The 23,812-nt window shown below is 60.6% G+C and carries 19 protein-coding genes; 7 read left to right on the forward strand and 12 right to left on the reverse strand.

Annotated features, from left to right (window positions below; translation table 11 throughout):
* The first annotated feature begins 142 nt into the window (after nucleotides 1-142).
* From I6L37_RS15210 to rplY, 4 genes are all read left to right on the forward strand, one after another.
* Nucleotides 143-565: a CBS domain-containing protein gene (locus I6L37_RS15210; protein ID WP_042026485.1), complete on the forward strand. Its 423-nt coding sequence runs from the start codon at nucleotides 143-145 to the stop codon at nucleotides 563-565.
* A gap of 213 nt (nucleotides 566-778) precedes the next feature.
* Entirely contained in the window at nucleotides 779-4,693 is a 3,915-nt protein-coding gene (gene hrpA / locus I6L37_RS15215; protein ID WP_216992281.1) for an ATP-dependent RNA helicase HrpA, read from the forward strand.
* A 96-nt stretch (nucleotides 4,694-4,789) separates the two neighbouring features.
* The gene (locus I6L37_RS15220) at nucleotides 4,790-5,626 is read left to right on the forward strand and encodes a hypothetical protein (RefSeq protein WP_216992282.1); all 837 of its coding nucleotides are present in this window, start codon (nucleotides 4,790-4,792) and stop codon (nucleotides 5,624-5,626) included.
* A 117-nt stretch (nucleotides 5,627-5,743) separates the two neighbouring features.
* The gene (gene rplY / locus I6L37_RS15225; protein ID WP_024945378.1) at nucleotides 5,744-6,031 is read left to right on the forward strand and encodes a 50S ribosomal protein L25; all 288 of its coding nucleotides are present in this window, start codon (nucleotides 5,744-5,746) and stop codon (nucleotides 6,029-6,031) included.
* A 106-nt stretch (nucleotides 6,032-6,137) separates the two neighbouring features.
* Here the strand turns inward: rplY and I6L37_RS15230 are convergent, their stop codons facing one another.
* Nucleotides 6,138-6,533, reverse strand: a complete 396-nt coding sequence (locus tag I6L37_RS15230) for a MerR family DNA-binding transcriptional regulator (RefSeq protein WP_042026319.1) — start codon at nucleotides 6,531-6,533, stop codon at nucleotides 6,138-6,140.
* Nucleotides 6,534-6,653: 120 nt separating this feature from the next.
* Here I6L37_RS15230 and I6L37_RS15235 point away from each other — a divergent pair, with 120 nt between their 5' ends.
* Nucleotides 6,654-7,817, forward strand: coding sequence for a thiolase family protein (locus tag I6L37_RS15235; protein ID WP_216992283.1), 1,164 nt, complete (start codon nucleotides 6,654-6,656; stop codon nucleotides 7,815-7,817).
* Here I6L37_RS15235 and I6L37_RS15240 read toward each other — a convergent pair.
* From I6L37_RS15240 to I6L37_RS15290, 11 genes are all read right to left on the reverse strand, one after another.
* Entirely contained in the window at nucleotides 7,814-9,037 is a 1,224-nt protein-coding gene (locus tag I6L37_RS15240; RefSeq protein ID WP_216992284.1) for an EAL and HDOD domain-containing protein, read from the reverse strand. The genes I6L37_RS15235 and I6L37_RS15240 overlap by 4 nt on opposite strands.
* Nucleotides 9,038-9,154: 117 nt before the next feature.
* Nucleotides 9,155-10,441: an outer membrane protein transport protein gene (locus tag I6L37_RS15245; protein WP_216992285.1), complete on the reverse strand. Its 1,287-nt coding sequence runs from the start codon at nucleotides 10,439-10,441 to the stop codon at nucleotides 9,155-9,157.
* Nucleotides 10,442-10,694: 253 nt separating this feature from the next.
* The gene (locus tag I6L37_RS15250; RefSeq protein ID WP_042026315.1) at nucleotides 10,695-12,020 is read right to left on the reverse strand and encodes an outer membrane protein transport protein; all 1,326 of its coding nucleotides are present in this window, start codon (nucleotides 12,018-12,020) and stop codon (nucleotides 10,695-10,697) included.
* A gap of 392 nt (nucleotides 12,021-12,412) precedes the next feature.
* Entirely contained in the window at nucleotides 12,413-13,189 is a 777-nt protein-coding gene (locus tag I6L37_RS15255; protein ID WP_216992286.1) for a DUF3379 domain-containing protein, read from the reverse strand.
* Nucleotides 13,182-13,781, reverse strand: a complete 600-nt coding sequence (locus I6L37_RS15260) for a sigma-70 family RNA polymerase sigma factor (RefSeq protein ID WP_216992287.1) — start codon at nucleotides 13,779-13,781, stop codon at nucleotides 13,182-13,184. Before I6L37_RS15260 ends, I6L37_RS15255 begins: the two co-directional genes overlap by 8 nt.
* 13 nt (nucleotides 13,782-13,794) lie before the next feature.
* The gene (locus I6L37_RS15265; protein WP_254203495.1) at nucleotides 13,795-15,351 is read right to left on the reverse strand and encodes a hypothetical protein; all 1,557 of its coding nucleotides are present in this window, start codon (nucleotides 15,349-15,351) and stop codon (nucleotides 13,795-13,797) included.
* Nucleotides 15,348-16,796 carry a VWA domain-containing protein gene (locus I6L37_RS15270; protein ID WP_216992288.1) on the reverse strand — a complete coding sequence of 483 codons (1,449 nt, stop codon included), beginning with the start codon at nucleotides 16,794-16,796 and terminating at the stop codon, nucleotides 15,348-15,350. The genes I6L37_RS15265 and I6L37_RS15270 overlap by 4 nt, the downstream gene beginning before the upstream one ends.
* Nucleotides 16,787-17,779, reverse strand: a complete 993-nt coding sequence (locus I6L37_RS15275; protein WP_216992289.1) for a VWA domain-containing protein — start codon at nucleotides 17,777-17,779, stop codon at nucleotides 16,787-16,789. Before I6L37_RS15275 ends, I6L37_RS15270 begins: the two co-directional genes overlap by 10 nt.
* The gene (locus tag I6L37_RS15280; RefSeq protein WP_216992290.1) at nucleotides 17,776-18,315 is read right to left on the reverse strand and encodes a DUF4381 domain-containing protein; all 540 of its coding nucleotides are present in this window, start codon (nucleotides 18,313-18,315) and stop codon (nucleotides 17,776-17,778) included. The genes I6L37_RS15275 and I6L37_RS15280 overlap by 4 nt, the downstream gene beginning before the upstream one ends.
* Entirely contained in the window at nucleotides 18,300-19,196 is an 897-nt protein-coding gene (locus tag I6L37_RS15285; protein WP_216992291.1) for a DUF58 domain-containing protein, read from the reverse strand. Before I6L37_RS15285 ends, I6L37_RS15280 begins: the two co-directional genes overlap by 16 nt.
* A complete protein-coding gene (locus tag I6L37_RS15290) occupies nucleotides 19,187-20,137 on the reverse strand; it encodes a MoxR family ATPase (protein WP_216992292.1) in 951 nt (316 codons plus the stop codon). Before I6L37_RS15290 ends, I6L37_RS15285 begins: the two co-directional genes overlap by 10 nt.
* Nucleotides 20,138-20,319: 182 nt before the next feature.
* On the opposite strand from I6L37_RS15290, the gene fadI reads away from it, so the two are divergent.
* Both fadI and fadJ read left to right on the forward strand, forming a co-directional pair.
* Nucleotides 20,320-21,630, forward strand: coding sequence for an acetyl-CoA C-acyltransferase FadI (gene fadI / locus I6L37_RS15295; protein WP_216992293.1), 1,311 nt, complete (start codon nucleotides 20,320-20,322; stop codon nucleotides 21,628-21,630).
* Nucleotides 21,630-23,753, forward strand: coding sequence for a fatty acid oxidation complex subunit alpha FadJ (fadJ, locus tag I6L37_RS15300; RefSeq protein ID WP_216994181.1), 2,124 nt, complete (start codon nucleotides 21,630-21,632; stop codon nucleotides 23,751-23,753). The genes fadI and fadJ overlap by 1 nt, the downstream gene beginning before the upstream one ends.
* Nucleotides 23,754-23,812: the final 59 nt, after the last annotated feature.

The raw sequence follows: 23,812 nt of genomic DNA on the forward strand, positions 1-23,812 counted from the left end.
AATTCTGATTCTACATACGTGATGTAATGCTGCCTTGGTACAAGGTGGCGACAAGACCATACTGCGGTGAGCGGGCTATGCTTGGTATAAGCCGTGCATAGTGCCGGTATCTGCGCGCAAGGCGCCGATTGGGGGAATGGATATGGAATCGCTAAAAGCCAGGGACTATATGCAAAACAGGCCGATCACCTTCAAGGCGGACATGATGGTGCAAGCGGCCGTGGAGAAATTCTTGAACAGCCACCAGTTGGGAGGGCCGGTTGTCGATGACAAGGGGCACCTGATCGGCTGGATCTCCGAGCAGGATTGCATCGCCGTCATGCTCAGGGAAGCCTATCACTGCGAGCAGGTAGCCCAGGTCAAGGATGTGATGCGCAAGGAGGTGCTGACGGTTGGGCCGGATACCAGCATTCTGGCGCTGGCAGAGATGATGATGGGGCAAAAACCCAAGATCTATCCGGTGGTGGAGGAGGGGCATCTGGTGGGGGTGATCAACCGCCACAACGTGATGCAGGCTATCCATGCCCAGCTGACAACCTGCTTCGTTCATCATGCGCACGGCTAAGCCGCTGCACGTGACTATCTCAAAAGCAGGCCGCTGGCCTGCTTTTTTGTCTCTGATATGGATTGCCCTTGGCTTGCGGCCATTTTTGGGCAGTTAGCCTTGAACCATTAACGCCAGATACTGAAAGGCTTGCACCACTCATTCCCGCTCTTTAGGATCACCCCCAGCTATCGATATGGCCCTTGATGGGCACTCTTTTAAGGAATTCGTACCTTGTCTCTCTCTATCGAGGCGCTGCGCCGCCGTCTATCTGCCTGCATGAACCTCGACGCCCGCCGTCTCTCCAGCCGTCTGCACGGGGCCAAGAAGCTGCCGGAAGCCAAGCAGGCCGCCGTGCTCGAGACCATTGCCGCCGACCTGGATGTGGCCGAGGCGCGTTATCAATCCCGTCTGGCCGGTGTGCCCAGGGTCACCTACCCGGACAACCTGCCGGTCAGCCAGAAGCAGGCGGAGATCGCCAAAGCCATTGAAGAGCATCAAGTGGTGATCATCGCCGGCGAAACCGGCTCGGGCAAAACCACCCAGATCCCCAAGATCTGCCTGGCGCTGGGGCGCGGGGTGAAAGGCTTTATCGGCCACACCCAGCCGCGGCGTCTGGCGGCCCGCACCGTGGCGGCCCGCATCGCCGAGGAGATGGAGTCCGAGCTTGGCCACTACGTGGGCTACAAGGTGCGTTTTACCGATCAGGTGAGCGAGCAGACCCACATCAAGCTGATGACCGACGGTATCCTGCTGGCGGAGATCCAGAACGACCGGATGCTCACCCAGTACGACACCATCATCATCGACGAGGCCCACGAGCGCAGCCTCAACATCGACTTCATCCTGGGTTACTTGAAGCAGCTGCTGCCGAGGCGCCCCGATCTGAAGGTCATCATCACTTCGGCCACCATAGACCCACAGCGTTTCTCCCGCCACTTCAACAAGGCGCCGGTGATCGAGGTGTCAGGGCGCACCTACCCGGTGGAGGTGCGCTACCGCCCACTGTTTGTTGATAAAAAGAGCAGTGACAAGAGCGAAGGGCTTGAAGAGCGCGACGAGCTGCAGGGGATCTTCGATGCAGTGGAGGAGCTGGCTCGCGAAGGGCTGGGGGACATCCTCATCTTCATGAACGGCGAGCGGGAGATCCGCGATACTGCCGATGCCCTGCGCAAGCTCAACTTGCGCGATACCGAGGTGCTGCCGCTCTACGCCCGCCTCTCCAACGCCGAGCAGAACAAGGTGTTCCAGCCCCACGCCGGGCGGCGCATCGTGCTCGCCACCAACGTGGCGGAGACCTCTCTCACCGTGCCAGGCATCCGTTACGTGATTGATCCGGGTACTGCCCGTATCAGCCGCTACTCCTGGCGCACCAAGGTACAGCGTCTGCCCATCGAGCCGGTCTCCCAGGCCAGCGCCAACCAGCGTAAAGGCCGCTGCGGCCGGGTGGCGGACGGCATCTGTATCCGCCTCTACTCCGAGGAGGATTTCAACGGCCGTCCGGCCTTTACCGACCCCGAGATCCTGCGCACCAACCTGGCTTCCGTCATCCTGCAGATGCTGGCGCTCGGCCTTGGCAACATGGAAGCCTTCCCCTTCGTCGAGCCGCCGGAGTCGCGCCATATCAAGGACGGTTTGACCCTCTTGAAAGAGCTGGAGGCGGTGCGCGAGCTGCCTGCCACCGGCGATCGTGAGGCAAAATTGCAGCTGACCGAGACCGGTCGCCAGCTCTCGCGCATTCCTCTTGATCCGCGCCTGGCGAAGATGGTGATCAGCGCCGCGCAAACAGGCTGTCTGAGCGAGGTGATGGTGATCACCGCCGCCCTCAGCATTCAGGATCCCCGCGAGCGGCCCATGGAGAAAAAACAGGCCGCCGACGAGCAGCACAGACGCTTTGAAGACAAGGATTCCGACTTCCTCGCCTTTGTGAATCTCTGGAATTACCTGAAAGAGCAGCAGGATGCCCTTGGCAGCAATCCGTTCCGCCGCATGTGCCAGAAGGAGTTTCTCTCCTACCTGCGGGTGCGTGAGTGGCAGGACATCCACTTCCAGCTGCGCCAGACGGTCAAAGAGCTTGGCTTCAAGGCCAATGCAGAGCCGGCGGATTTCAAGACGGTGCACTGTGCCCTGTTGACCGGTCTTTTGAGCCATATCGGCAACAAGGATCTGGAGAAGCCGGAGTTTTTGGGTGCCCGCAACGGCCGTTTCCATCTGTTCCCGGCCTCGGGCCTGTTCAAGAAACCGCCCAAGTGGGTGATGGCCGCAGAATTGGTGGAGACGTCGCGTCTCTACGCCCGCATCAACGCCAAGATTGAACCCGAGTGGGTGGAGCCGCTGGCGGGCCACCTCATCAAGCTGCACCACAGCGATCCCCACTGGTCGAAGAAAAACGGCGCCGTCATGGCCAAGGAGAAGGTGACTCTCTATGGCCTGACCCTGGTTGCCGAGCGCACCATCAACTTCAGCCGCATCGATCCGGCCCTGTGTCGCGAGCTGTTTATCCGCTGCGCCCTGGTGGAAGGGGATTTCGAGACTCGCCATCGCTTCTTCAGCGACAATCGCAAGCTCCTGGCCGAGGTGGAGGCGCTGGAGCACAAGTCGCGCCGGCGCGACATCCTGGTGGATGACGAGGATCTGTTCCGCTTCTACGATGCCCGCCTGCCGGAAGAAATTATCTCTACCCGTCACTTTGACAAGTGGTGGAAGGAGGCGCAGAAGCAGGATCCCGAGCTGCTCAACTTCGAAAAAGAGATGCTGATGAAGGGGGACGCGGCCCACATCAGCGATCTCGACTACCCCAACTTCTGGCAGCAGGGGCGCCTCAAGCTCAAATTGACTTACCAGTTCGAACCGGGGGAGGCCGCCGATGGCGTGACCCTGCATATCCCGCTGCCGCTGCTCAACCAGGTGGAGGTGAAGGGGTTCGAGTGGCTGATCCCGGGGCTGCGTCACGAGCTCTTGGTGGCCCTCATCAAGTCGATGCCAAAGCCGATGCGCAAGAACTTCGTACCGGCGCCCAACTATGCCGATGCCCTGCTTGCCAGCATCAATCCCGAGCAGGGGCCGCTCTTGGACGAGATGGAGCGCCAGCTGCGGCGCATGACCGGCGTGACCGTGCCTCGCGAATCTTGGGATTGGACCGCGGTGCCCGATCACCTGAAACTCACCTTCCGGGTGGTGGACGACAAGCACAAGAAGGTGGCGGAAGGCAAAGACCTGGAGGCATTGAAAGAGTCCCTGCGCGGCAAGGTGCAGGAGACCCTGTCGCAAGTGGCGGACGATGACATCGAGCAGTCCGGCCTCACCCTCTGGAGCTTTGGCGAGCTGCCGAAGGAGTACAGCCAAAAGCGCAGCGGTTTCGAGGTGAAGGCCTATCCGGCGTTAGTGGATCAGAAGGATTCGGTCGCCATCCAGCTGGTGGAGAGCCCGGCGGTGCAGCAGCAGCTGATGTGGGCAGGCCAGCGCCGGCTGGTGCTGCTCAATGTGCCATCTCCCATCAGGTACCTGCAGGAGAAGTTGCCCAACAAGGCCAAGCTGGGGCTCTATTTCAACCCCTTTGGCAAGGTAGCGGAGCTGATCGATGACTGCATCGCTTGCGGCTGCGACAAGCTGATTGAGCAGCACGGCGGCATGGCCTGGGATGAAGCCGGTTTCGAGGCGCTCAAGGAGTATGTCCGCGCCGAGCTCAACGATGCGGTGGTGGAAGTGGCCAAACAGGTGGAAGCCGTGCTGACCCTCTCCCATGAGATCAAGAAACGGCTCAAGGGCAAGATGCAGCTCGACACCGCCTTTGCCATGTCCGACATCCAGCAGCAGCTCGGCAACCTCATTCACAAGGGGTTCGTGACCGAGACCGGCTGGCTGCGGCTGCCGGACCTCTTGCGCTACCTGCGCGCCATCGAGCGGCGCCTGGAGAAGCTCGCCATCGATCCCAACCGGGATCGGGTCTACATGCTCAAGGTGCACAGCGTGGAGTCGGAGTACAAGGCGCTGCTGGCCAAGATCCCGAAATCCCAACTGGTGCCCACCGAGGTGGCCAACATCCGCTGGATGATCGAGGAACTGCGGGTGTCGTTCTTTGCCCAGAATCTGGGGACCCCCTATCCGGTCTCCGATAAACGGGTGCTAAACGCCATCGCCCAGTGCTAAGCTGCTATTTGTCTGAATTAACAAGATGATATGTGTCGTTGACAAGGGGAGGGGCAGGATTGGCCGCCCCGTTGCCAAACCAGACTGGGAGGCAGGATGCTGGGGATCTGGTTGAGTGTGGCGCAGGTGGTGATCAGCGGTTACCAGCCTATTGCCGAACAAACTTGGGTACAGTTGAACCCGGAATATTATCCGCTGGGGCGCACGCCCCCCGCCATGTTCGTGGCCTGGCATGGCAACCAGTTTCCACCGCTGGCGCAAAGGCAGAAAAACGGGCGCTGGCAGATCCTCTTTCCTGCCAGGCTGGTACCACCGTTCGATCTGTTCGAAGGGGAGGCCGAACTCTCCAAGGCCTATCTGGCGAGGCTCAGGCGCATCGACGAAATGGCCTACGGGGTTGCCCCCAATCAGGGCGTGACCACGGCGCCTGCGACCACCCTGGTAGCTGCGTCACCGCGTGAGGATGATGCCCTGGTTCCCTTTATCGCCGAGTTCCGCATGCCGGAGCTGGCGCGCAATGAACGGGCGCTGCGCGGGCGGGAGGAGGGGGCTGAGCCTCTGCTGGCACAACTGGGGATGAACGTCCGGACGATGGCAGGAGCCGGCATGGTGTTGGCCGAAGGGATGTCGCCGCCCTCCTATCAATACGATGTCGAACCGGCGGCTGGGGATGGGCGGGCTCTGTGTCACAGGGTGGCTGCCGGTGAGACCCTGTGGCGTATCGCCAATCAGCTCGCCAATCGCATCGGGGCGGACACTTACAGCTACCTGTTGGCGCTGGCGGCGGACAATCGCTCCCGACTTGGCAACGGCATTCGGGTCAAAACCGGGGATGCGCTCTATTGCCCCCGCGCCGAGACGCTGGCGCAGTTTGATGCCCTGAGCCCGGGCCAGCGTCAGCAGCAGTTTGCCAGGCTGGAGCAGGGCAATTAAATAGAGAAGTACGCGCCTTGTATCCGATATTGGCCCGTGGTAGTATTCGCGCTCGTTTTGCGAGGTGCTGACCGGTCGCAGTCAACACCATACATTCATCTAAAAGAGATACTTACTATGTCTTTCGTATTCCAAGCTGAAGTCCGTTCTGACCTGGGGAAAGGTGCGAGCCGCCGCCTGCGTCATGCTGACCAAGTTCCTGCCATCGTTTACGGTGCAGGCAAAGAAGCTCAGTCCATCACTGTTGACCACAAGAAATTCATCCTGGCCCAAGAAAAGCCGGAATTCTATGAGTCCGTACTGACTCTGGTGATCAACGGCGAAGAAGTTAACGTAAAAGTGAAAGCTATCCAGCGTCACCCGGTACGTTACAAGCTGGTTCATCTGGACTTCGTTCGCGTTTAATCGCTAACTGTCCAGTTGAAGAAAAAGCCACTCTCAGGAGTGGCTTTTTGCTATCCGGCGTTCTCCGGTTGGCACTTGCCAGTGCGCGTTCAGGATAAATCCCTTTTTATTTCATCTGGTTCAGCGCCTGCTGACAGCGCTGCTCGGCGGCCTCAAGCTCCAGCAGCACGACCCGGATGTCTTCCATCTGCTGCTGCAAGGTTTCCCTTCTCTCCGCCACCAGTTCGAGCATGGTTTGCAACTGGGTCCGGCTGCTCTTGTCGGCATCATAGAGATCAAACAGTTCGCGGATCTCAGCCAGGCTGAACCCCAGCCGTTTACCGCGTAGAGTGAGTTTGAGGCGCACCCTGTCCTGTTTGCTGTAGATACGGGTCTGCCCCTCTCTGGCGGGGTTAAGCAAGCCCTGATCTTCATAGAAGCGGATACTGCGAGTCGTTACATCAAATTCCCGGGCCAGCTCACTGATGCTGTAACGCCGGCTCTCATCCTTGGTTTTATTCATATGGCTATCTTGGCAAACGATCCTGAGGGCACCTTACCTAAACGTAAACTGCACTGCAACTCTTGTTCCATGGCGCCAGAGCACATATGTTAGGACCATCCAACAAGGAGAGAGCAGCAAATGGATATTGCAATCGTAGCGGCAAAACGAACGCCCATGGGAGCCTTTCAAGGGGCATTGGCAGAGGTGTCGGCCCCGGAGCTGGGGGCTTGTGCCATTCAGGCGGCCCTGGTGCAGAGCGGCTTGTCCCCGGAGCAGGTCGATGAGGTGTATTTTGGCAATGTGCTCGGGGCTGGTGTCGGCCAGGCGCCGGCGAGGCAGGCGACGCTCAAGGCTGGTCTGCCTCTTGCGGTCCCCGCCACGACCATCAACAAGGTGTGTGGCTCCGGCATGAAGGCGGTGATGCTGGCCGCAGACAGCATCCGGCTCGGGGATAACCGGGTCGTGGTGGCCGGCGGCATGGAGAGCATGAGTCGTGCCCCCTATCTGCTGGACAAAGCGCGCAGCGGCTTTCGCATGGGACATCAAACCGTGCTCGATCACCTGTTCCTCGACGGGCTGCAGGATGCCTATGATGGCCAGTTGATGGGGATCCACGCCCAGCACAGCGCCGATCAGGCGGGGCTGACCCGGGTGGCCATGGATGAATTTGCCCTTGCCTCGCTGCAACGGGCGCGTCAGGCCCAGCAGGAAGGACTCTTTGCCGCCGAGCTGGCCCCCGTCTATCGGGGCGAGCAGTTGTTGCTTGCCGAAGACGAGCAGCCGGGTAAAGGGCGACCTGACAAGATCCCCACGCTCAAGCCGGCCTTCGGCAAGGAGGGAACCATCACGGCGGCCAACGCCAGTTCCATTTCCGATGGGGCCGCCGCCTTGATCCTGATGGCGCCCGAGCTGGCGCGAACGCGCCAGATCCCGGTGCTGGCCCGGATCGTGGGTTATCAGAGCCATGCCGCGTTGCCGGCGGAGTTTACTTCGGCGCCTATCGGCGCCATCTCTCGTCTGCTGGCCAAACTCGACTGGTCGGTGGAGGAGGTCGACCTGTTCGAGATCAACGAAGCCTTCGCCATGGTCACCATGCTGGCGATGGCCGGATGCAATATTCCCCATCACAAGGTCAATGTGCACGGTGGCGCCTGCGCCCTGGGCCACCCGCTGGGAGCGAGCGGCGCCCGTGTGCTGGTGACCCTGATCGCGGCGCTTCGTCAACGGGGTTTGCGACGCGGGGTGGCTGCGCTCTGTATCGGGGGCGGGGAGGCGACCGCGATGGCGGTCGAGATCGACTAGTCGGTTGCCGTCATCGCCTGGAACTGTTCGTTGACCCAGGTGGTGGCGGCCAGATAGAGGTGGCTGATTTTGTCTTCGCTCAGCCCCAGTCTGGCCGTTCTGGCTGAGACTTGTGTCCAGTTGGCGCTTTCGTACTCTTCACAAAATGCGAGGTAGAAACCCAGCTTGCCCTTGCGCTCCAGCAGGGCCAACCGGATTTCTTCGGCGAGCGGAATGGTACCCAGCAGCTTGTCCATCGGTTGTTCCATCAACACATCCAGCAGCGAGAAGAGCCCGGTGATGAAGGCCTGTGGTTCCTGCTGGGCGGGAGCATGGACATGGGCAAGCAATTCGCAGAAACGGGCCCGGATCAGGGACATCTGATAGAGCTCGGCACTCTTGCCTTTACCTGCGCTGGTGGCAGCGACCAGGGAGACAAAGCGCTTTAGCTGGGTGTTGCCAAGGTAGATGGCCGCCTGGCGAAAGGAAGAGATGGGATTGGTACGCCCCTTGAGATGATTGACATAACGCAGCAACTTGAGGGAGAGGGCCACGTCCTGACTCAGCAGCTGCTCAATCCGGTTGATGTCGGGCTCTGCCTGATTGACCACGTTGAGCAGCTGCATGACCACTACCTGGGTCGGCTCCATGGTCGCCTGCTTGACCAGTTCGGGGCGGCTGAAGAAAAACCCCTGAAACAGTTGGATGCCCAGTTTCTTCATCCGTTCGAATTCGGCCTTGTCCTCCACCTTTTCCGCCAGATAGGTGAGGTTGAGGCTTTTGTGACGTTGAATGAACACCTTGATCTGGAACAGGGAGGTTGCCCTGAGATCAAATTTGATGATGTGGATAAAGGGGAGGAAACGCTCCCACTCCGGCGACAGGGTGAAGTCATCCAGCGCCAGCTGGTAGCCCTGTGTATGCAGCTGTTTGACCTTCTCCAGCAGGGCATCATCCGGCGCCGCATCTTCCAGGATTTCAATCACCACCTTGTCGGGAGGGAGGCATTCCGCCAGACCATCCAGCAACAGGGAGTGAGGGAAGTTGATGAAGCAGGGTCGGCCTCCCAGCAATTGATCGATGTTTTGCTGCAAAAATTGCTCCACCACCAGGCGTGATGTTGCCTGCTGGGAGGAGATGCTGGGGAAGACATTGTTCAGGCTATCGCGAAAGAGCAATTCATAGGCATGGGTATTGAGATCCTTGTCGAGGATCGGCTGTCTAGCTACGTAGGAATACATGCCTGGCTCCGATATGGGTACTGGCTTGATTCTATGGTGTAGCGCGGCACTATGCCAGTATTGACCCGGCTCGCTGAGTCAATGACTGGCATAGTGTTTGTTTGCAAGAAGAACGAGTTAGAAGAGATAGCTCAGCTGGGCACCGGCCAGCCAGGCATCCCCTTCCGAAGTGCCGTCAAAATTGGACTGGTAGTGGGCCGGGATGCCGTTGGGCAGGCGAACCGGTTGCGTGAAGGATTCATGTACCCCCACTTTTTTGCCATCGATCAGGGTGACGCCCACATCGACCGAGAGCGCTTTGCTGTACTGATATCCCACTCCCAGGCTGTACCAGATGCGATCCGAGTCGGGGATGGAAATGGTGCGGTTGGCCGCAGGGACCGGACTCTCATCGTAGGCAATGCCTGAGCGCAGTTGCCACTTGGGCGCCACTTGATAGGTCATGCCGAGCGCATAGCGCCAGCTGTCCTGCCAGTTTTCATCTTTGATGTGCATCGGCCCCTGATGATCCAGGCTGGCATCCAGACCGACAAACTTGTTCCAGTTAGTCCAGTTGACGCTGCCATGGAGCGCGAGCTTGTCTGTGAGCTGCTGGAAGAGGGCAAGTTCGGCGGTGGCAGGCAGTGGCAGTACCAGATTGCCAGTATCTTTGAACGTCTGTCCCTGGCCATCGACCCCGACGGCATCCCCCTTGAGCTTGAGATCGACCCCGTTGCGATAGGTGAGACCGATACGGGTCCGCTCGCTTGGGGTGAGCAGCACACCGATATTCCAGCCAAGCTCGTTCCCAGTGCCTTCGAGATGCTTGGCGATCTTGTCCTGGTGGGGGAAAGTGCCACCTACTTCCCCCTCGCCACGAATAAGGGAAAGTCCCATGCCTGCGGAGAAGAAGGGGGTGAACTGATAGGCCAGGGCCGTGCCGAGCTCGACTGTCTTGATATCGGACACATTGCCAAAGTGGCCGGCGCTGTACCCTTTTGGCATCTCGATCCCGAGCCCGTATTGGGAGGAGAGGGAGAGCCCCAGACTGAGCCGTTCATTCAGGGGAGTGACGACATAGAGGTTGGGCACCCAGGCATCGCCCGCCACGTCGCTGGCGTCGGCGGACTTGTTGCCGGTGGGCAGGCTACCCACTGGGGTCACGAACTTATCGCTCACACGCCCCTCGATATCGACCTGGGGGCGAATATAGATGAAGCCGCCGGAGAAGGCGGTCTGTTTGAAGCGGGTAATGGCACCCGGGTTGCGGCCCAATACGGAGGCGTTGTCGGCAATGGCGGCTTCACCGGCGAATGCGCGGCCGAGGCCGGTGGCAGATTGCTCGGCCAGCTGGAATCCGGCGGCATGGGTTTGACCCGCGATCACCAACAGGGCGATGGCGGACGGTTTGATGATGGATTGCATGACAAAATCCTTGGGTATGAACCGAATGTTCAGTAGGCCATATGAATGGAGGCAGGATTTTATATGGTATGACCAGTAAGGCAACCACAGAGGCACACAGAGGGTGAAAACGGGATTAAATACTGGGAGAGAGCGCTCTAATAGTTTGATTAAAAAAGAAAAGTGAACATGTGTGTGCTACAGCTGTACGCCGAGAAGCAGATGTTGCATAAAAAAAGAGCGCCTTGCGGCGCTCTTTTATATTGCTCAACAATCAGAACTTCATGTTGAACTGGGCAGATGCCAGGAAGGCGTTGCCGTGGGAGGTACCTTGCCAGCGAGGATTGTTGACAGTGCCACTGTGGGTGACCAAACCTTCGTTAACATCAACTTCTTTCCCGTCCAGATAGGCCATGCCGAAGTCGACGCTCATATCCGGGTTAATGTGGTAGGTAGCACCGGCGCTGTACCAGACACGGTCAGAGTCAGGGATACTCAGGCTGCGGTATTCAGGTTCGATCGGGCTGTTGTCGTAGGCGAAGCCCAGACGCGCTTCCCAAGCCGGGTTGATATACCAGGTACCGCCGATGGAGTAACGAGTGGAGTCCTTGAACTTCTCGTCTTTTTGCAGGCAGACACCGCCAGCACACTGGTTGCTGGTGGCTTTCAGCTCCTGGAAGGCGCTCCAGTCGGTCCAGTTGACGGAGTAGTGAACGGCAAACTGCTGGTTAAGGCGGTGGTAGCCGGCGAACTCGGCCTGTGCCGGCAGATCCAGCTTCAGGTTGCCGTCAACAGTCTTGTAATTAGAGCTGGTACCATTGAAATCGCCATCAAAGCTGAGATCGACCTGGGAACGATAAGTCAGTGCGAAACGATGGTCATCGTTGACTTCATAAAGGGCGCCTACGTTCCAGCCAAAACCCCATGTGTCACCTTTAAGTCCCGCAATCTTGGTGTCGGCGGAGTGTACTTTCCCTGTTTTTTGAGACAAAACGGGTGCCAGTACACCGGCATAGCGGTTCAGCTCGGCTTCTGCATACACGGCATTGATGCCGGCACCAATGCTGAACTGCTCGTTGATGCGGTAGGCAATATTCGGGTTGATATTGAGGGTCAACAGTTCGGTATCACCGGCACCGGAACCCGCGGCAAAGTTCTTCTCATATTCGGTAGAGAGGCCGTAGTTGGAGAAGAGGCCGATACCCCAGGCCCACTGATCATTCAGTGGCTGAATGAAGTAGGAGGCCGGAACAAAAGCGGCGGGCGCGATATTGGATTCAGAGGCGCTACGGTTGAAGTAGTTGGGAACCGACGTGCCAGTTGGCAAAGTCAAATTGCCGGAGGTTTGCCCCTCTACATCCACATCCGGCTTGATATAGGTGCCGGAGACGGAAACGGCCATCTTGTCGAAGGTTGTCATTGCTGCCGGGTTGCGGGCCAGCACGGCGGCGTTGTCGGCAATGGCCGCTTCACCGGCATAGGCACGGCCCAGACCGGAGGCGGAGTGCTCGTTCAGCTGGAACGCAGCAGCATGAACCTGGCTGGTGGCCAGGGCAATAGTGGCTGCAATCAGGCTCTTCTTGAAAACTGTTGTGGTCATGGTGTTCTCTCTTGTAGGCAGATTTTTTTGCCGATACTTGGCTGCATGTTCACTGCAGACCTCGACAAAATCCGTTGTTATTTCAGCTTCTTCCCAATCAATGCTGGCGTGATTCTATGGATCTGGTAGGAGGTAAGAAATCAGACCAGTGACAGCAGAATACATAAAAGTGACCAAGGTGTTAATCATTTGTTTTATTTGGCTGTTTAATTCATCAATTTCGGGGGTAGAAGGCCATTTTTAGAGCAAATTAACCGATCTGGCTCACAAAAATATTTTTTTGAAAAATGGGATAACGTGCGACATCTGGCGGAAAAAGAGGGGGGAACTTGAGTTGAACAGGCAGCTGGGCGAGCCAGACTGCCTGTGAATATGGGTATCGACCGGTTTTGTTAAATGGACCAGTGCAGACGTGACTCCAGGGTGTCGGCAACTGGCGCAAGGGGCTCTTGCATGTCACCAATCAGCACCATGTTGGCACCCCGCAGCGGCACTATTTCACCCTTGAGGGTGCCATCCTCAAAGTTGGGTTGCAGGGTCAAGGGCACGTGTTTGGGTACCAGAAACAGGGTGACCGGTCCCATCTTGCCCTGGATCACCATGTGCAGCGCGGGCCCCTGATAAAAAGAGCAATGGTTGACATAGGTCACCTTGAGCCCGTCCATCCCGCTTAAGGTGGCGCCATATTTCTCCATCTTGGCGTTGATGTTTTGCAGGTTGACCCGCTCGTCGACTCCCTTGATAAAAGGTGCTTCCCCATAGACATGGGCCATCGCCACCTGGGCGAGGGACTGGGTCGTGGCCGGAGCCTGGGGCAGGGTTATCCAGCGCGTGCTGAGTCCAAGCAGGAAGGCGACGGAGGCGGCCATGGCCAGCTGGCGCCAATTGGTCCTGGCAGTACCTGATGTTGCCGTGGGCAGGTTCCCCACGGGATGAGCCGGTTGCCGGGCTTCATCTTCTTCTCTCAGCAAGGCCTGTTTTAACAGGATCCGCTGGGCGAGTCCGGCTGGGACGTCGACCTCCATGGCCTGATGGAGCGAACGATCGAGCCGCTTCATCTCGTCCAGATATTGGCGATTGGCCGGATTGGCATTAGCCGCCTCGAGAAAATCCGGCTGCTGATCATGGGGCTGGATCATGGCGTTGCGGCGAAATTCGAGTTCATCCATGTCCGTGTCCTCTTGCTGGTTTCTTCTGTTCCATCGCCTCTTTGATCTGGTTGCGGGCTCGAAACAATCTGGTCATGACGGTGTTTTTGTTGAGGCCGAGCATCTCGGCAATTTCGTCACCACTGAATCCCCCCACCACTTGCAGCAGCAGGGGTTCCTGGTACTCCTCGGGCAGGCGGCCGATATGGCGGCGTAGCCACTCGTGTTCCATCTCCTGTTCGCTGTGCAGGGCATCCGGGTGACTTTGGGGATGTTCATCCAGATCCACCAGATCGAACTGTTTACGCTCGAAACGGCGGGCGTTCTCTCGCCTCAGTATGGTGATCAGCCAGCTCTTGGCTGCCTTGTCATCGAGCAAGGTGTCGATGGCCTTCCAGGCGCGCAGGAAGGTCTCTTGCACCAAGTCTTCCGCCACCGCCGGATCCCGGGTCAGCCAGTAGGCGTAACGGTAGAGATCCCCGTGCAGGGCATGGACCAGTGCTTCAAATTTGGTTTGTTTGTCAGCCATATGGTCATAGACCGGCGCACTGGCCGGATCATTTCCTCCAATATGGTGCTGAGCGTGTTTTTTTCTGAAAAACAGCAATGCCATTAAGCACTCCTTGTCAGGGGGCCGATGCGCGGGAGCGAGCACTCAGGTGCGCCAGCAGGCAGATGAGGTGTGCGATCCCGATGGTTTCATGGGGCCTTAGCGTGTCGGCGAGCTGTTGCCAGCGGGGGAGCGGATCAGTTGGCTGGCTGGAAAAACAGACTCGCTCGAGATCTTCTAGATGCGCGCCGACATGATTATGCCGAGCTCGCTGCAACTGGCCTAATTCATAATAGGTGCCCTGCCAGCGCAGGGAGGCCCAATGGATGAGCGCTTTTCGGCTGGCATCGGGCCGGTGCAGGCAGAGTGCCCGCTGCAGGTAATAGAAAGCCCGCCAGCGTGGCCAACGACGCCAGACCATGCGCAGCCCCAACGCCAGCAACACCCACCAGAGGCTGTCTGCGGCGACTTCTCGTGATGCGCTCTGCTCTGCTTCATGGCCCGTTGTGGGCTGGAAGCTGAGGCGGGTGGCTGGCAGGGATAGTTGCTCAATTTTGCCCGTTTGAGTGTTGAACCAGCTCAACTCGATGGGCGGCAGCAGGTAGGTACCGGCCTCTTGGGTTGACAGAGTTTGCCGCCACTCTCGCTCGATGTGCAGGGCATTGTCGCGGTAGCGTTCATCTTGCCGCTCCCCGTCAGGATGGGCCTGCAAACCGTCAGGGAGGCGACTTGCCATGAGAGGAGCCAGCTGTACCTGACTGCTGTCGCCATTTTCCAGCGTCAGGGTCAGGATGCGGATCAGCGGTTCTCCCAGAGGCCCTTCGCTGGCGGGCTCGATGCGCTGGCGCAAGGTCAGAGCGCTGGCCACGAGCGTGGCGGGAGCCTTGTCCACCCGAACCTGAAGCGGCGCCGCTCTGGCGGAGAGCCGATCCGGCCCGTCCTCTTGCCGGGGCAACTGGCCCTGCAAGCGGGGAGACTCCAATTGCCACTGTCCCGGCTCCCTGGCCTGGATCAGCCAGCTGCGGGTGAGCCTGCCGGGCAATCCCCCCTGTGCGGGGGCTATCCACTCGTCATCGCCAAGGCGGCGAATGATGAAATGGGGAGAGGTCAGCTCGCTCAACCCCGGGTGTTGCAGATTGGCGGGGAGCCAGAGGGTGAGTTGGTAAATGACCGGCTGACCGGGATAGAGGGGTCCTTGATGCAGCAGGCGGGCCTGCATTTCCATCGGCGCTGGTGCTGGTGCTGGTGCTGGTGCTGGTGCTGGTGCTGGAGGTGGTGCGATTTTTGCCACCTGCTGCGGGCGAAAATGGAGGGGTTGGGTCATCTCATCACCCAGCTTGAGGGAGGGAATGATGAGGTCAGCTGTTCCATCGTGCACCTGGCCGAGGTGCAGGGGGATCTGCCAGCGGGTCAGCTGCTGCACCGGCGTCGTGACTCGACTCATGGTGACCCTGCCCACTGCAAACTGGCGCAGCAGCGGGGCTATCTCCAGCTCGCGGCTATCGCGCTCGCCATCTGCCTCAATGATCAATAGCCAGTCCGCCGCAGTGGCGCCCGGCAACAACTCGACCCGAGGTGGCAAGGCCCAGCAGGGGAAGGCCAGCAACGCGAGGATCAGCACCAGGTATCTCACCAGGGCGCCTCCACCTTGATAAGCTCCCGCCTGAGCGCCTCCTTGCGAAGACGCTGTTCAAGCAGTACCACCGGCGGGGCGGGGGGCAAGGGGGTCGGTTCGCTTTGGGGAGAAGAGGGCGACGGGAGAGGCGCCGTGTCGGTCCTCTCAGGCGCGGATGCCGCCTGGCCCTGCAGCAAGGAGAGGTTATAGAGGGCATCTTCATGGCCAGGTTCTTGCGCAAGAGCAGCCAGATAAGCCTCTTTGGCGCTGCCCAGTTCCCCGAGCTGTACCAGAGCATTGCCCCGGTTGTAGTGGGCGGTGGCGCTGTCATTTTCCTGATAGGCTGCGATCGCCTGACGGAACTTGCCTGCCCGATACCAGGCGTTGCCGCGCCAGATGGGGTTATCGAAGGCCAGGGCCGCGTCCTCAAAATCTCCTCGCTGATAGGCGGCAAGGGCTTGTTGTTCGGTGAGCTCGTTCGCCTGTGCCGGCGGTGACTGCAACAGTGGCCAGCCAAGCAGCAGCGGCACCATCATATAGGCCCCCACTCTGGCGAGCAGGGCGAGCAGCAGCAGCGGGATCAGCAACCAGAGACCGAGATCGAGGGGGGCTGGCGTCAGGGCCGAGCTGGTGGCCGGCAGCGGCGCAAAACGGGGAGGGGCGCCGTCAAGCCACTGCAGTGAACCGCCAAGGCGGCTCGCCAGGGCCTCGATGGCATGGCCGTCCGGTGCCGGTAAACGGGGGGGCTGGTGCGCAAAACCAAGTTCACCGGCCGGGATGGGAGGCATATTTGCCGCCTGGCCGCTGCTGGCGAGCAGGATATCGAGCCGCGCTGGGGCATTGTCGTGGCAAAACAGGGTCTGCTGGCAGGGCCACAGCTTGCCAATCTGCGCTATCTGTTTGGCGCTTAGATCATCGGTGATGAGCAGCAGCCGGGCCTGTTCGCCGGGGGCAATCTGTTTCATGGCCAGGGCGACGGCCCGTGCCGGGTTGCTGCCCTGCAGCGGCATGATGGCGGGGCGCAAGTCGGGCAGCAGCAGGGAGAGCGCCTGATGATCCCGGGTCGGCGGCATGGCGAGATAGGCATCCCCGGCATAGAGGATGAGGGCGATGCGCGCCCCTTGGGCGCTGGCGAGCAGCTGTTGCAACTGCCACCTGACCCGGGTGGCCCGATCAGGTTTGAGATCGGTGGCCTCCATGGAGCGGGAGAGATCGAGCAGCCAGATATCGAGGGGAGCGGCGGGTTGTTGTTGCAGCTCACCGCGCAGAGCCGGCCCGCTCAGTGCCAGGATAACGGGCAAGGTTGCCAGCCAGCGCCAGGGGCGAGATGGCCGGGTGGCAGGCAGCAGATAGGCCTGCATGGCTGGCGCCAGCAGGGGGGGCTGGCAATGGCGTCGCCACCCTTGCCAGAGCCAGGGGATCAGGGCAAGTAGCCACCATGGTCGCAGCAGGATCAGCTCCATCGGCGAACCCTTCTTGCCAGCAGAGCGCGCCAGCCACCAGGAAGCGCGCCTTTTCCGTTGGTGGGGAGCAGCAAGAGGGCGCACACCAGCGCCAGTGGCCAGGGATAAAGTTCGGTGATCGGTTGATGGTGCGCACTTGGCCGGGCGGTGGGCTCCAGTTGATTGAGGGCGTCGTTGATAGCCTCAAGATCGGCCTGGGTGCGTGCCCGAAAGTAGCGCCCGTGGCCCACCTCGGCTAGCGCCTTGAGCAGGGGCTCATCCAGCTCACTGCTGGGATCGGCCTGGCCGGTGCCCAGCTGATCGTAAGGCAGGACGAAGGTATCCGGATCGGCGCCAACCCCCAGGGTGTAGATCCGCATGCCGCTCGCAGCGGCGAGGCGGGCCTCCTGCAGAGGATCGGCGCTGCCTGCGGTATTGCGCCCATCGGTCACCAGCAGCAGGGCGCCGGGGTGGGCTGGGTCGGCGTGCTGGCGAGCCAGCAGGATGGCTTCACCGAGGGCCGTAGTACGCCCCACCAGATCAAAGTCGAGCTCGTCACTCAAGGTCAGCAGGGCGGGGATCTCCCGGGTCAGGGGTGAGAGCAGGTAGGCGTGATCAGCAAAGACGATAAGCCCGAGCCTGTCTCCGGCACGGGCGGCGATCAGCTGCTTGATCTGCTGGCGCACCGCCGTCAGACGTGCCAACTGTTCGCCGCGATCGAGCATGTCGGGGGTGCGCATGCTGTCGGAGAGATCCACCGCCAGCAGCAGATCGCGGCTCTCCTGATAACGCACGATAGGCTCTCCCCACCATTGGGGGCGGCAGAGGGCGAGGATCAGGGAGCACCAGATGAGCAGGGCGCGCCATAAGGGCAAGCCACCGTGGGGACGCAGCAGGGGAAAGCCGGGATGGTGCAGATGACCCCTCTTCAGGGAAGGCAGGCCAAAGCGCACCAGCAGGGGCAGCACCAGTGCCAGGGCAAACCAGGGCCAGGCGAGGGTCATGACTGCCTCCGGCGAGCGCGTCTTGTTGCCAGCAGTGGTTGGCGCAAAAAAACGGTGCGCCCCCAGCGGCGATAGGCTTGCTCAAGCCGGGCACGCTGCTCGCGGGTGGGTGACTGGTTGCCATAGAGCCAGCCGCTCCATTGATCTGCAAACTGGCAAAAATCGCTCCCGCCATGGCGATCGACAAAGGCGAGCCACGCCTCGCCATGCAGCTGGCGAGCCTCGGGCCAGCGCTGCAGCGCCTCATGGCGCAGGGCCTCCTGAAGTCGGGGCACCAGTTGCTGGGGGTCCCCATCAAACTGGCGACACCAGCGCCGGTATCCCAGCACCATCAGAGTGAAACGGATGATCAGCCAGAGCAATGTTGCACCGATCAGTAGCCACAATAGCCCTTGAAGCCTGGGATCCAGGCTCTGCTCGGCGATCTCGGGGCCCGGGTGTATGTCCCTCATCAGCGAGCTTAGCGGCGGTGTGATGACATCCGAAGCGGGGCTGGCCAACTCCAGCTTTGCTGTCGCATTTATCCCTGATGACATAACCCCTCCTGCCACTGTTGCTGCAGCGTCTGGCCGTTGTCGAGCAGATAAAGGCGCTGCACCAGCGGCAACAGTTGCTGCCTGCCATGGGCAAGCTGTTGCTGGGCCGTCTGTTGGTAGCGCCTGACAAAGCCGGCATGCTGGCCATCCAGCCAGCCCTGATAGTGCCGGGGCGGGCGCTCGATGGCGACAGGAAGTTGACCGTGCGCGGGCAGATCGGCCTCCAGAGGGTCGCGGATCTGCCAGTAGTGAATATCGTGGCGACGGGACAAAAGCTGCAACTGTTGATACAGGGCGCCATCACAGGGTCTGTGATCCGTGATCAGGGTTAGTCTGGCTCCGTGGGGCAGGGTCAGTCTGGCCAGGGTCTGGGCGAGGGAGGGCGCCGGGTCGCGGCGCATCAGGCCGAGACGGTAGTGATGACAGAGGGATTCGAGCAAGGGGATAACGCTGCCGCGCTGGCTTAGGCGATGGGGTTCGGCACCGTGGCAGATCAAGGTGTTGTGTTGCTGTTCCCCTTGCCAGATCAGGGCGGCGGCCAGCTCGCATCCCAGACGTGCCTTGAGTTGCTGCGTGGAGCCGAAATACATGGCGGGGGAGAGATCGAGCAGCAGCCAGTGGGCCTGATCCTGCTCTTCACTATAGAGGCGGGTATAGGGTCGCCCGAGCCGGGCGGTGACCCGCCAGTCGATGTGGCGCACCTCGTCACCGGCCTGATAGGCGCGCAGCTCCCTGAAAGTGAGGCCCGGGGAGCGGCCCGGCTTGCCTCGCTCGGCACTGCTTCTACCAGCCTTGCGCTGCGCTTTCGCCCACAGTCGTATATTGATCAGGCGAGGCAACTCCAGCGCGATATCGGGATGCTGGCAAGGATCTAGGGGCATGGCACCAGATCCAGCAAGCGGGCGATCAGGGTGTCATTGTCCAGGTTGTCCGCCAGGGCTTGATAGCTGGGAATGAGGCGATGGCGCAGTACAGGATAGGTCTGCAGCTGGATATCTTCCGGCACCACATAGTCTCGTCCTGCGAGCCAGGCTCGGGCACGGGCCGAGCGGGCCAGGGCCAGTGAGGCTCTGGGGCTGGCACCGACGGCGATGAGGGGCTCGAGAGCGGGGCACAGCCCGCAGCCCGGGCGTGTGGCACACACCAGCGCCACCAGATAATGGGCGAGGCGTTCTTGCATCGTCACGGCCAGCACCTCGCTGCGGGCACTCTGCAAGGTGGCCTGACTCAGGGTCACGGGGGCGGCGGCCAGCTGCTCGCCTTTGGCGTTGAGCTGCAAAATGGCGAGCTCCATGGCGGGGCTCGGGTAATCAACCATCAGCTTGAGCAGGAAACGATCGAGCTGGGCCTCCGGCAGAGGGTAGGTGCCCTCCTGCTCGATGGGGTTTTGGGTTGCTGCCACCATAAAGAGGGGCGGCAGGCGCCAGCTCTTCTTGCCCACCGTGATCTGGTGTTCGGCCATCGCCTCCAGCAACGCGGACTGCACCTTGGCCGGGGCTCGGTTAATCTCGTCGGCGAGAATAAGGTGGTTGAAGAGGGGGCCGGGTTGGAACACGAAGCTGGCATCCTGGGGATGAAACACCTCGCTACCGGTGAGATCGGCTGGCAGCAGATCCGGAGTGAACTGGATGCGGGCGAAGCGTCCCTCGACGGCGCCGGCCAGCGCTTTGACCGCCCGGGTCTTGGCAAGACCGGGGGCCCCTTCGATTAACACATGTCCTTCACATAGCAGGGCGATCAGCAAGCCTTCAATCAGCTCATCCTGTCCCAGGATCTGGCTGCTCAAATAGTCCCTCAATTGTCTGAATTCGGCCACAGCCATGCGATAAACCCGTTGTTTTTATGGAAGTTGATCTGTTTATACTCCAGTTGACCCGCGAGGGCGAGCCAGGGGGCCGAGTTGCGCTCAATTTAGTTTCAATCAGCTGTATGAAACTTGTGATTGGATTGTTAAGATGTGGCGCAATGAGGTCAGACCTCTGCCTTATAACCCAAGGAGCCAGGATGAAACAGCCATTGAAACTGACGACTCGCCAGGGCGAACGGATTGCCGTCGTGGCGGGTCTGCGAACCCCTTTTGCCAAGCAGGCGACTGCCTATCACGGCGTGCCTGCGGTGGATCTCGGCAAACTGGTGGTGAGCGAGATGCTCGCCCGTACCGATCTCGATCCCAAGCTTATCGATCAGCTGGTGTTCGGCCAGGTGGTGCAGATGCCGGAAGCCCCCAACATCGCTCGCGAGATCGTACTCGGTACCGGCATGAGCGTGACCACGGATGCCTATAGCGTCTCCCGTGCCTGCGCCACCAGTTTCCAGGCGGTGGCCAATGTCACCGAGTCCATCATGGCGGGCATGGCCGATATCGCCATTGCCGGCGGCGCTGACTCCTCCTCCGTGCTGCCCATCGGGGTGAGCAAGAAGCTGGCTCGCGCCCTGGTGGATCTCAACAAGGCGCGCAATCTGCAGCAGCGCTTCAACATTCTGCGCCAGTTGCGGGTCAAGGATCTGCTGCCGGTGCCCCCCGCGGTGGCCGAATATTCCACCGGCCTCTCCATGGGGCAGACCGCCGAGCAGATGGCCAAGACCCACGGCATCAGCCGCGAGGCGCAGGATGCGCTGGCCCATCGCTCCCATACTCTGGCCGCGCAGGCTTGGGCCGACGGCAAGCTGAACGGCGAGGTGTTTACTGCCCACGTACCGCCCTACAAGTCGCCGCTGGAGCGGGACAACAACATCCGCGAGGCATCTGATCTGGCAAGCTATGCCAAGCTCAAACCGGTGTTTGATCGAGTGCACGGCTCCGTCACTGCCGCCAACGCCACCCCGCTCACCGACGGTGCTGCAGCCGTGCTGCTGATGCGCGAAGGGCGGGCCAAGGAGCTCGGCCTGGAGCCGCTAGGGTTTATTCGCAGTTTCGCGTTTTCTGCCATCGACGTCTGGCAGGACATGCTGATGGGGCCCTCCTATGCCACGCCGCTGGCGCTGGACCGCGCCGGCATCACCTTGGCCGATCTGACCATCATCGACATGCACGAAGCGTTTGCCGCCCAGACTCTTGCCAACCTCAAGATGTTTGCAAGCAAAGAGTTTGCCCGTGACAAGCTGGGCCGCGATCAGGCCATTGGCGAGGTGGACATGGAGAAGTTCAACGTGCTAGGCGGCTCCTTGGCCTATGGTCACCCCTTTGCCGCCACCGGCGCGCGGATGATCACCCAGACGCTGCACGAGCTGCGTCGTCGGGGTGGGGGATTGGGGCTCAACACCGCCTGCGCGGCAGGCGGATTGGGTGCGGCCATGGTGTTGGAGGTTGAATGATGAGCGCGAAGACTTTTTCACTGGACGTACGCAAAGATGGCATCGGCATCCTCACCATGGATGTGCCGGGCGAGAGCATGAATACCCTGAAGGCCTCTTTTGCAGAGGAGATCCGCAACCTGCTGGCCGAGGTGAAGGGCAACCGGGATCTGATCGGCCTGGTGATCACCTCAGGCAAGAAGGACTCCTTCATCGCCGGGGCCGACATCAGCATGCTGGCGGCCTGCACCAGTGCCCAGGATGCCGAGACGCTGTCCCGCGAGGGGCAGATCATCTTCGCCGAGATCGAGTCCCTGACAATTCCGGTGATCGCCGCCATCCACGGCCCCTGCCTTGGCGGTGGGCTGGAGTTGGCGCTGGCCTGTCATGGCCGGGTGGTAACTGAGCATGGTAAAACCGTACTCGGTCTGCCCGAAGTGCAACTGGGCTTGCTGCCGGGCTCTGGTGGAACCCAGCGTCTGCCCCGTCTCATCGGGGTGGCCAAGGCGCTGGATCTGATGCTGACCGGCAAGCAGGTGCGGGCCAAACAGGCTAAAAAGCTGGGACTGGTGGACGATGTGGTGCCGCCTTCCATTCTGCTTGAGGCCGCCATCAAGCTTGCCAAGAAGGGCAAGCCGCGCCACCAGCTGAAACGGGATCTGCAGGGCAAGCTGCTGGAAACCAATGCGCTCGGTCGCAAGGTACTGTTCGATCAGGCGCGCAAAGGGGTGAAGGCCAAGACCCGTGGCAACTATCCGGCCCCCGAGCGGATCATCGAGGTGGTACGCATCGGCGTGGAGGAGGGGATGCAGGCAGGGCTCGCAGCCGAGTCCCGCCACTTCGGCGAGCTGGTGATGACCCGCGAATCTGCCGCTCTGCGCTCTATCTTCTTCGCCACTACCGAGATGAAGAAAGAGGTCACCTATCAGGGGGCCGAGCCGCGCAAGGTGGGCCATACCGCCGTGCTGGGCGGTGGCCTGATGGGGGGCGGCATCGCCTTTGTCACCGCCACCAAGGCGGGTGTACCGGTGCGGATCAAGGACGTGGCCAACGCCGGTATCGGTAATGCCATGCGCTACAGCTACGACATCCTGGCCAAGAAGCTAAAGCGTCGCCAACTCCTGCGCAGCGAGCTGGAAAAACAGATGAGCCTGCTGACCGGCACCCTGGACTACTCCGGTTTCCACCGGGTCGACATGGTGGTGGAGGCGGTGTTTGAAGATCTCTCCCTCAAACACCAGATGGTGAAAGATGTGGAGCGCGAGTGTGGCGAGCATACCGTGTTTGCCTCCAATACCTCGTCGCTTCCCATCAACCAGATTGCGGCCGCCGCCGCGCACCCTGAGCGGGTGGTGGGGCTGCACTACTTCAGCCCGGTGGACAAGATGCCGCTGGCCGAGATCATTCCCCATGCTACGACCAGCCCCGAGACGGTGGCCACCACTCTGGCCTTCGCCCGTGCTCAGGGCAAGACCCCGATCGTGGTAAAAGACGAGGCGGGATTCTACGTCAACCGCATCTTGGCCCCCTACATGAACGAGGCGGCTCGTCTGGTGCTGGAAGGGGAACCGGTGGAGGTACTGGACGGCGCTCTGCTCGACTTTGGCTTCCCAGTGGGCCCCATCACTTTGCTTGATGAGGTGGGGATCGACGTGGGAGCCAAGATCTCGCCCATCCTTGAAAAAGAGCTGGGGGGCGAGCAGTTTCAGGCGCCCAAGGCCTTTGACAAGCTGCTGGAGAACGATCGCAAGGGTCGCAAGAACGGCAAGGGATTCTACCTCTACGGCAAGGCTGCCAAGGGCAAGAAGAAGGTGGACGAGAGCGTCTATGGAGTGCTGGGGATCAAGCCGGTGGCCAAACTGGCCAAGCAGGAGATCGCCGAGCGCTGCGTGCTGCTGATGCTCAACGAGGCGGCCATGGCCCTGGATGGCGGCGTGGTGGCCTCGGCCCGTGATGGCGACATTGGCGCTATCTTCGGCATCGGTTTCCCGCCCTTCCTCGGTGGTCCTTTCCGCTATATGGACGCTCTTGGCATCGACCATCTGGTCGGCAGGTTGGAGTATTACCAGAAGCGCCACGGCGATCGCTTCGCCCCCTGTGAGCGCCTTAAGGCGATGGCCGCGGAGCAGCAGACCTTCTACTGATAGAGCGCCCCGCGATAACCAGACAAGAGGCCCGCACCCGAAGGTGCGGGCCTCTTTTT

Origin of the sequence: Aeromonas sp. FDAARGOS 1407, from assembly GCF_019048725.1 — a bacterium.
In the GTDB taxonomy this organism is placed as follows: domain Bacteria; phylum Pseudomonadota; class Gammaproteobacteria; order Enterobacterales; family Aeromonadaceae; genus Aeromonas; species Aeromonas enteropelogenes.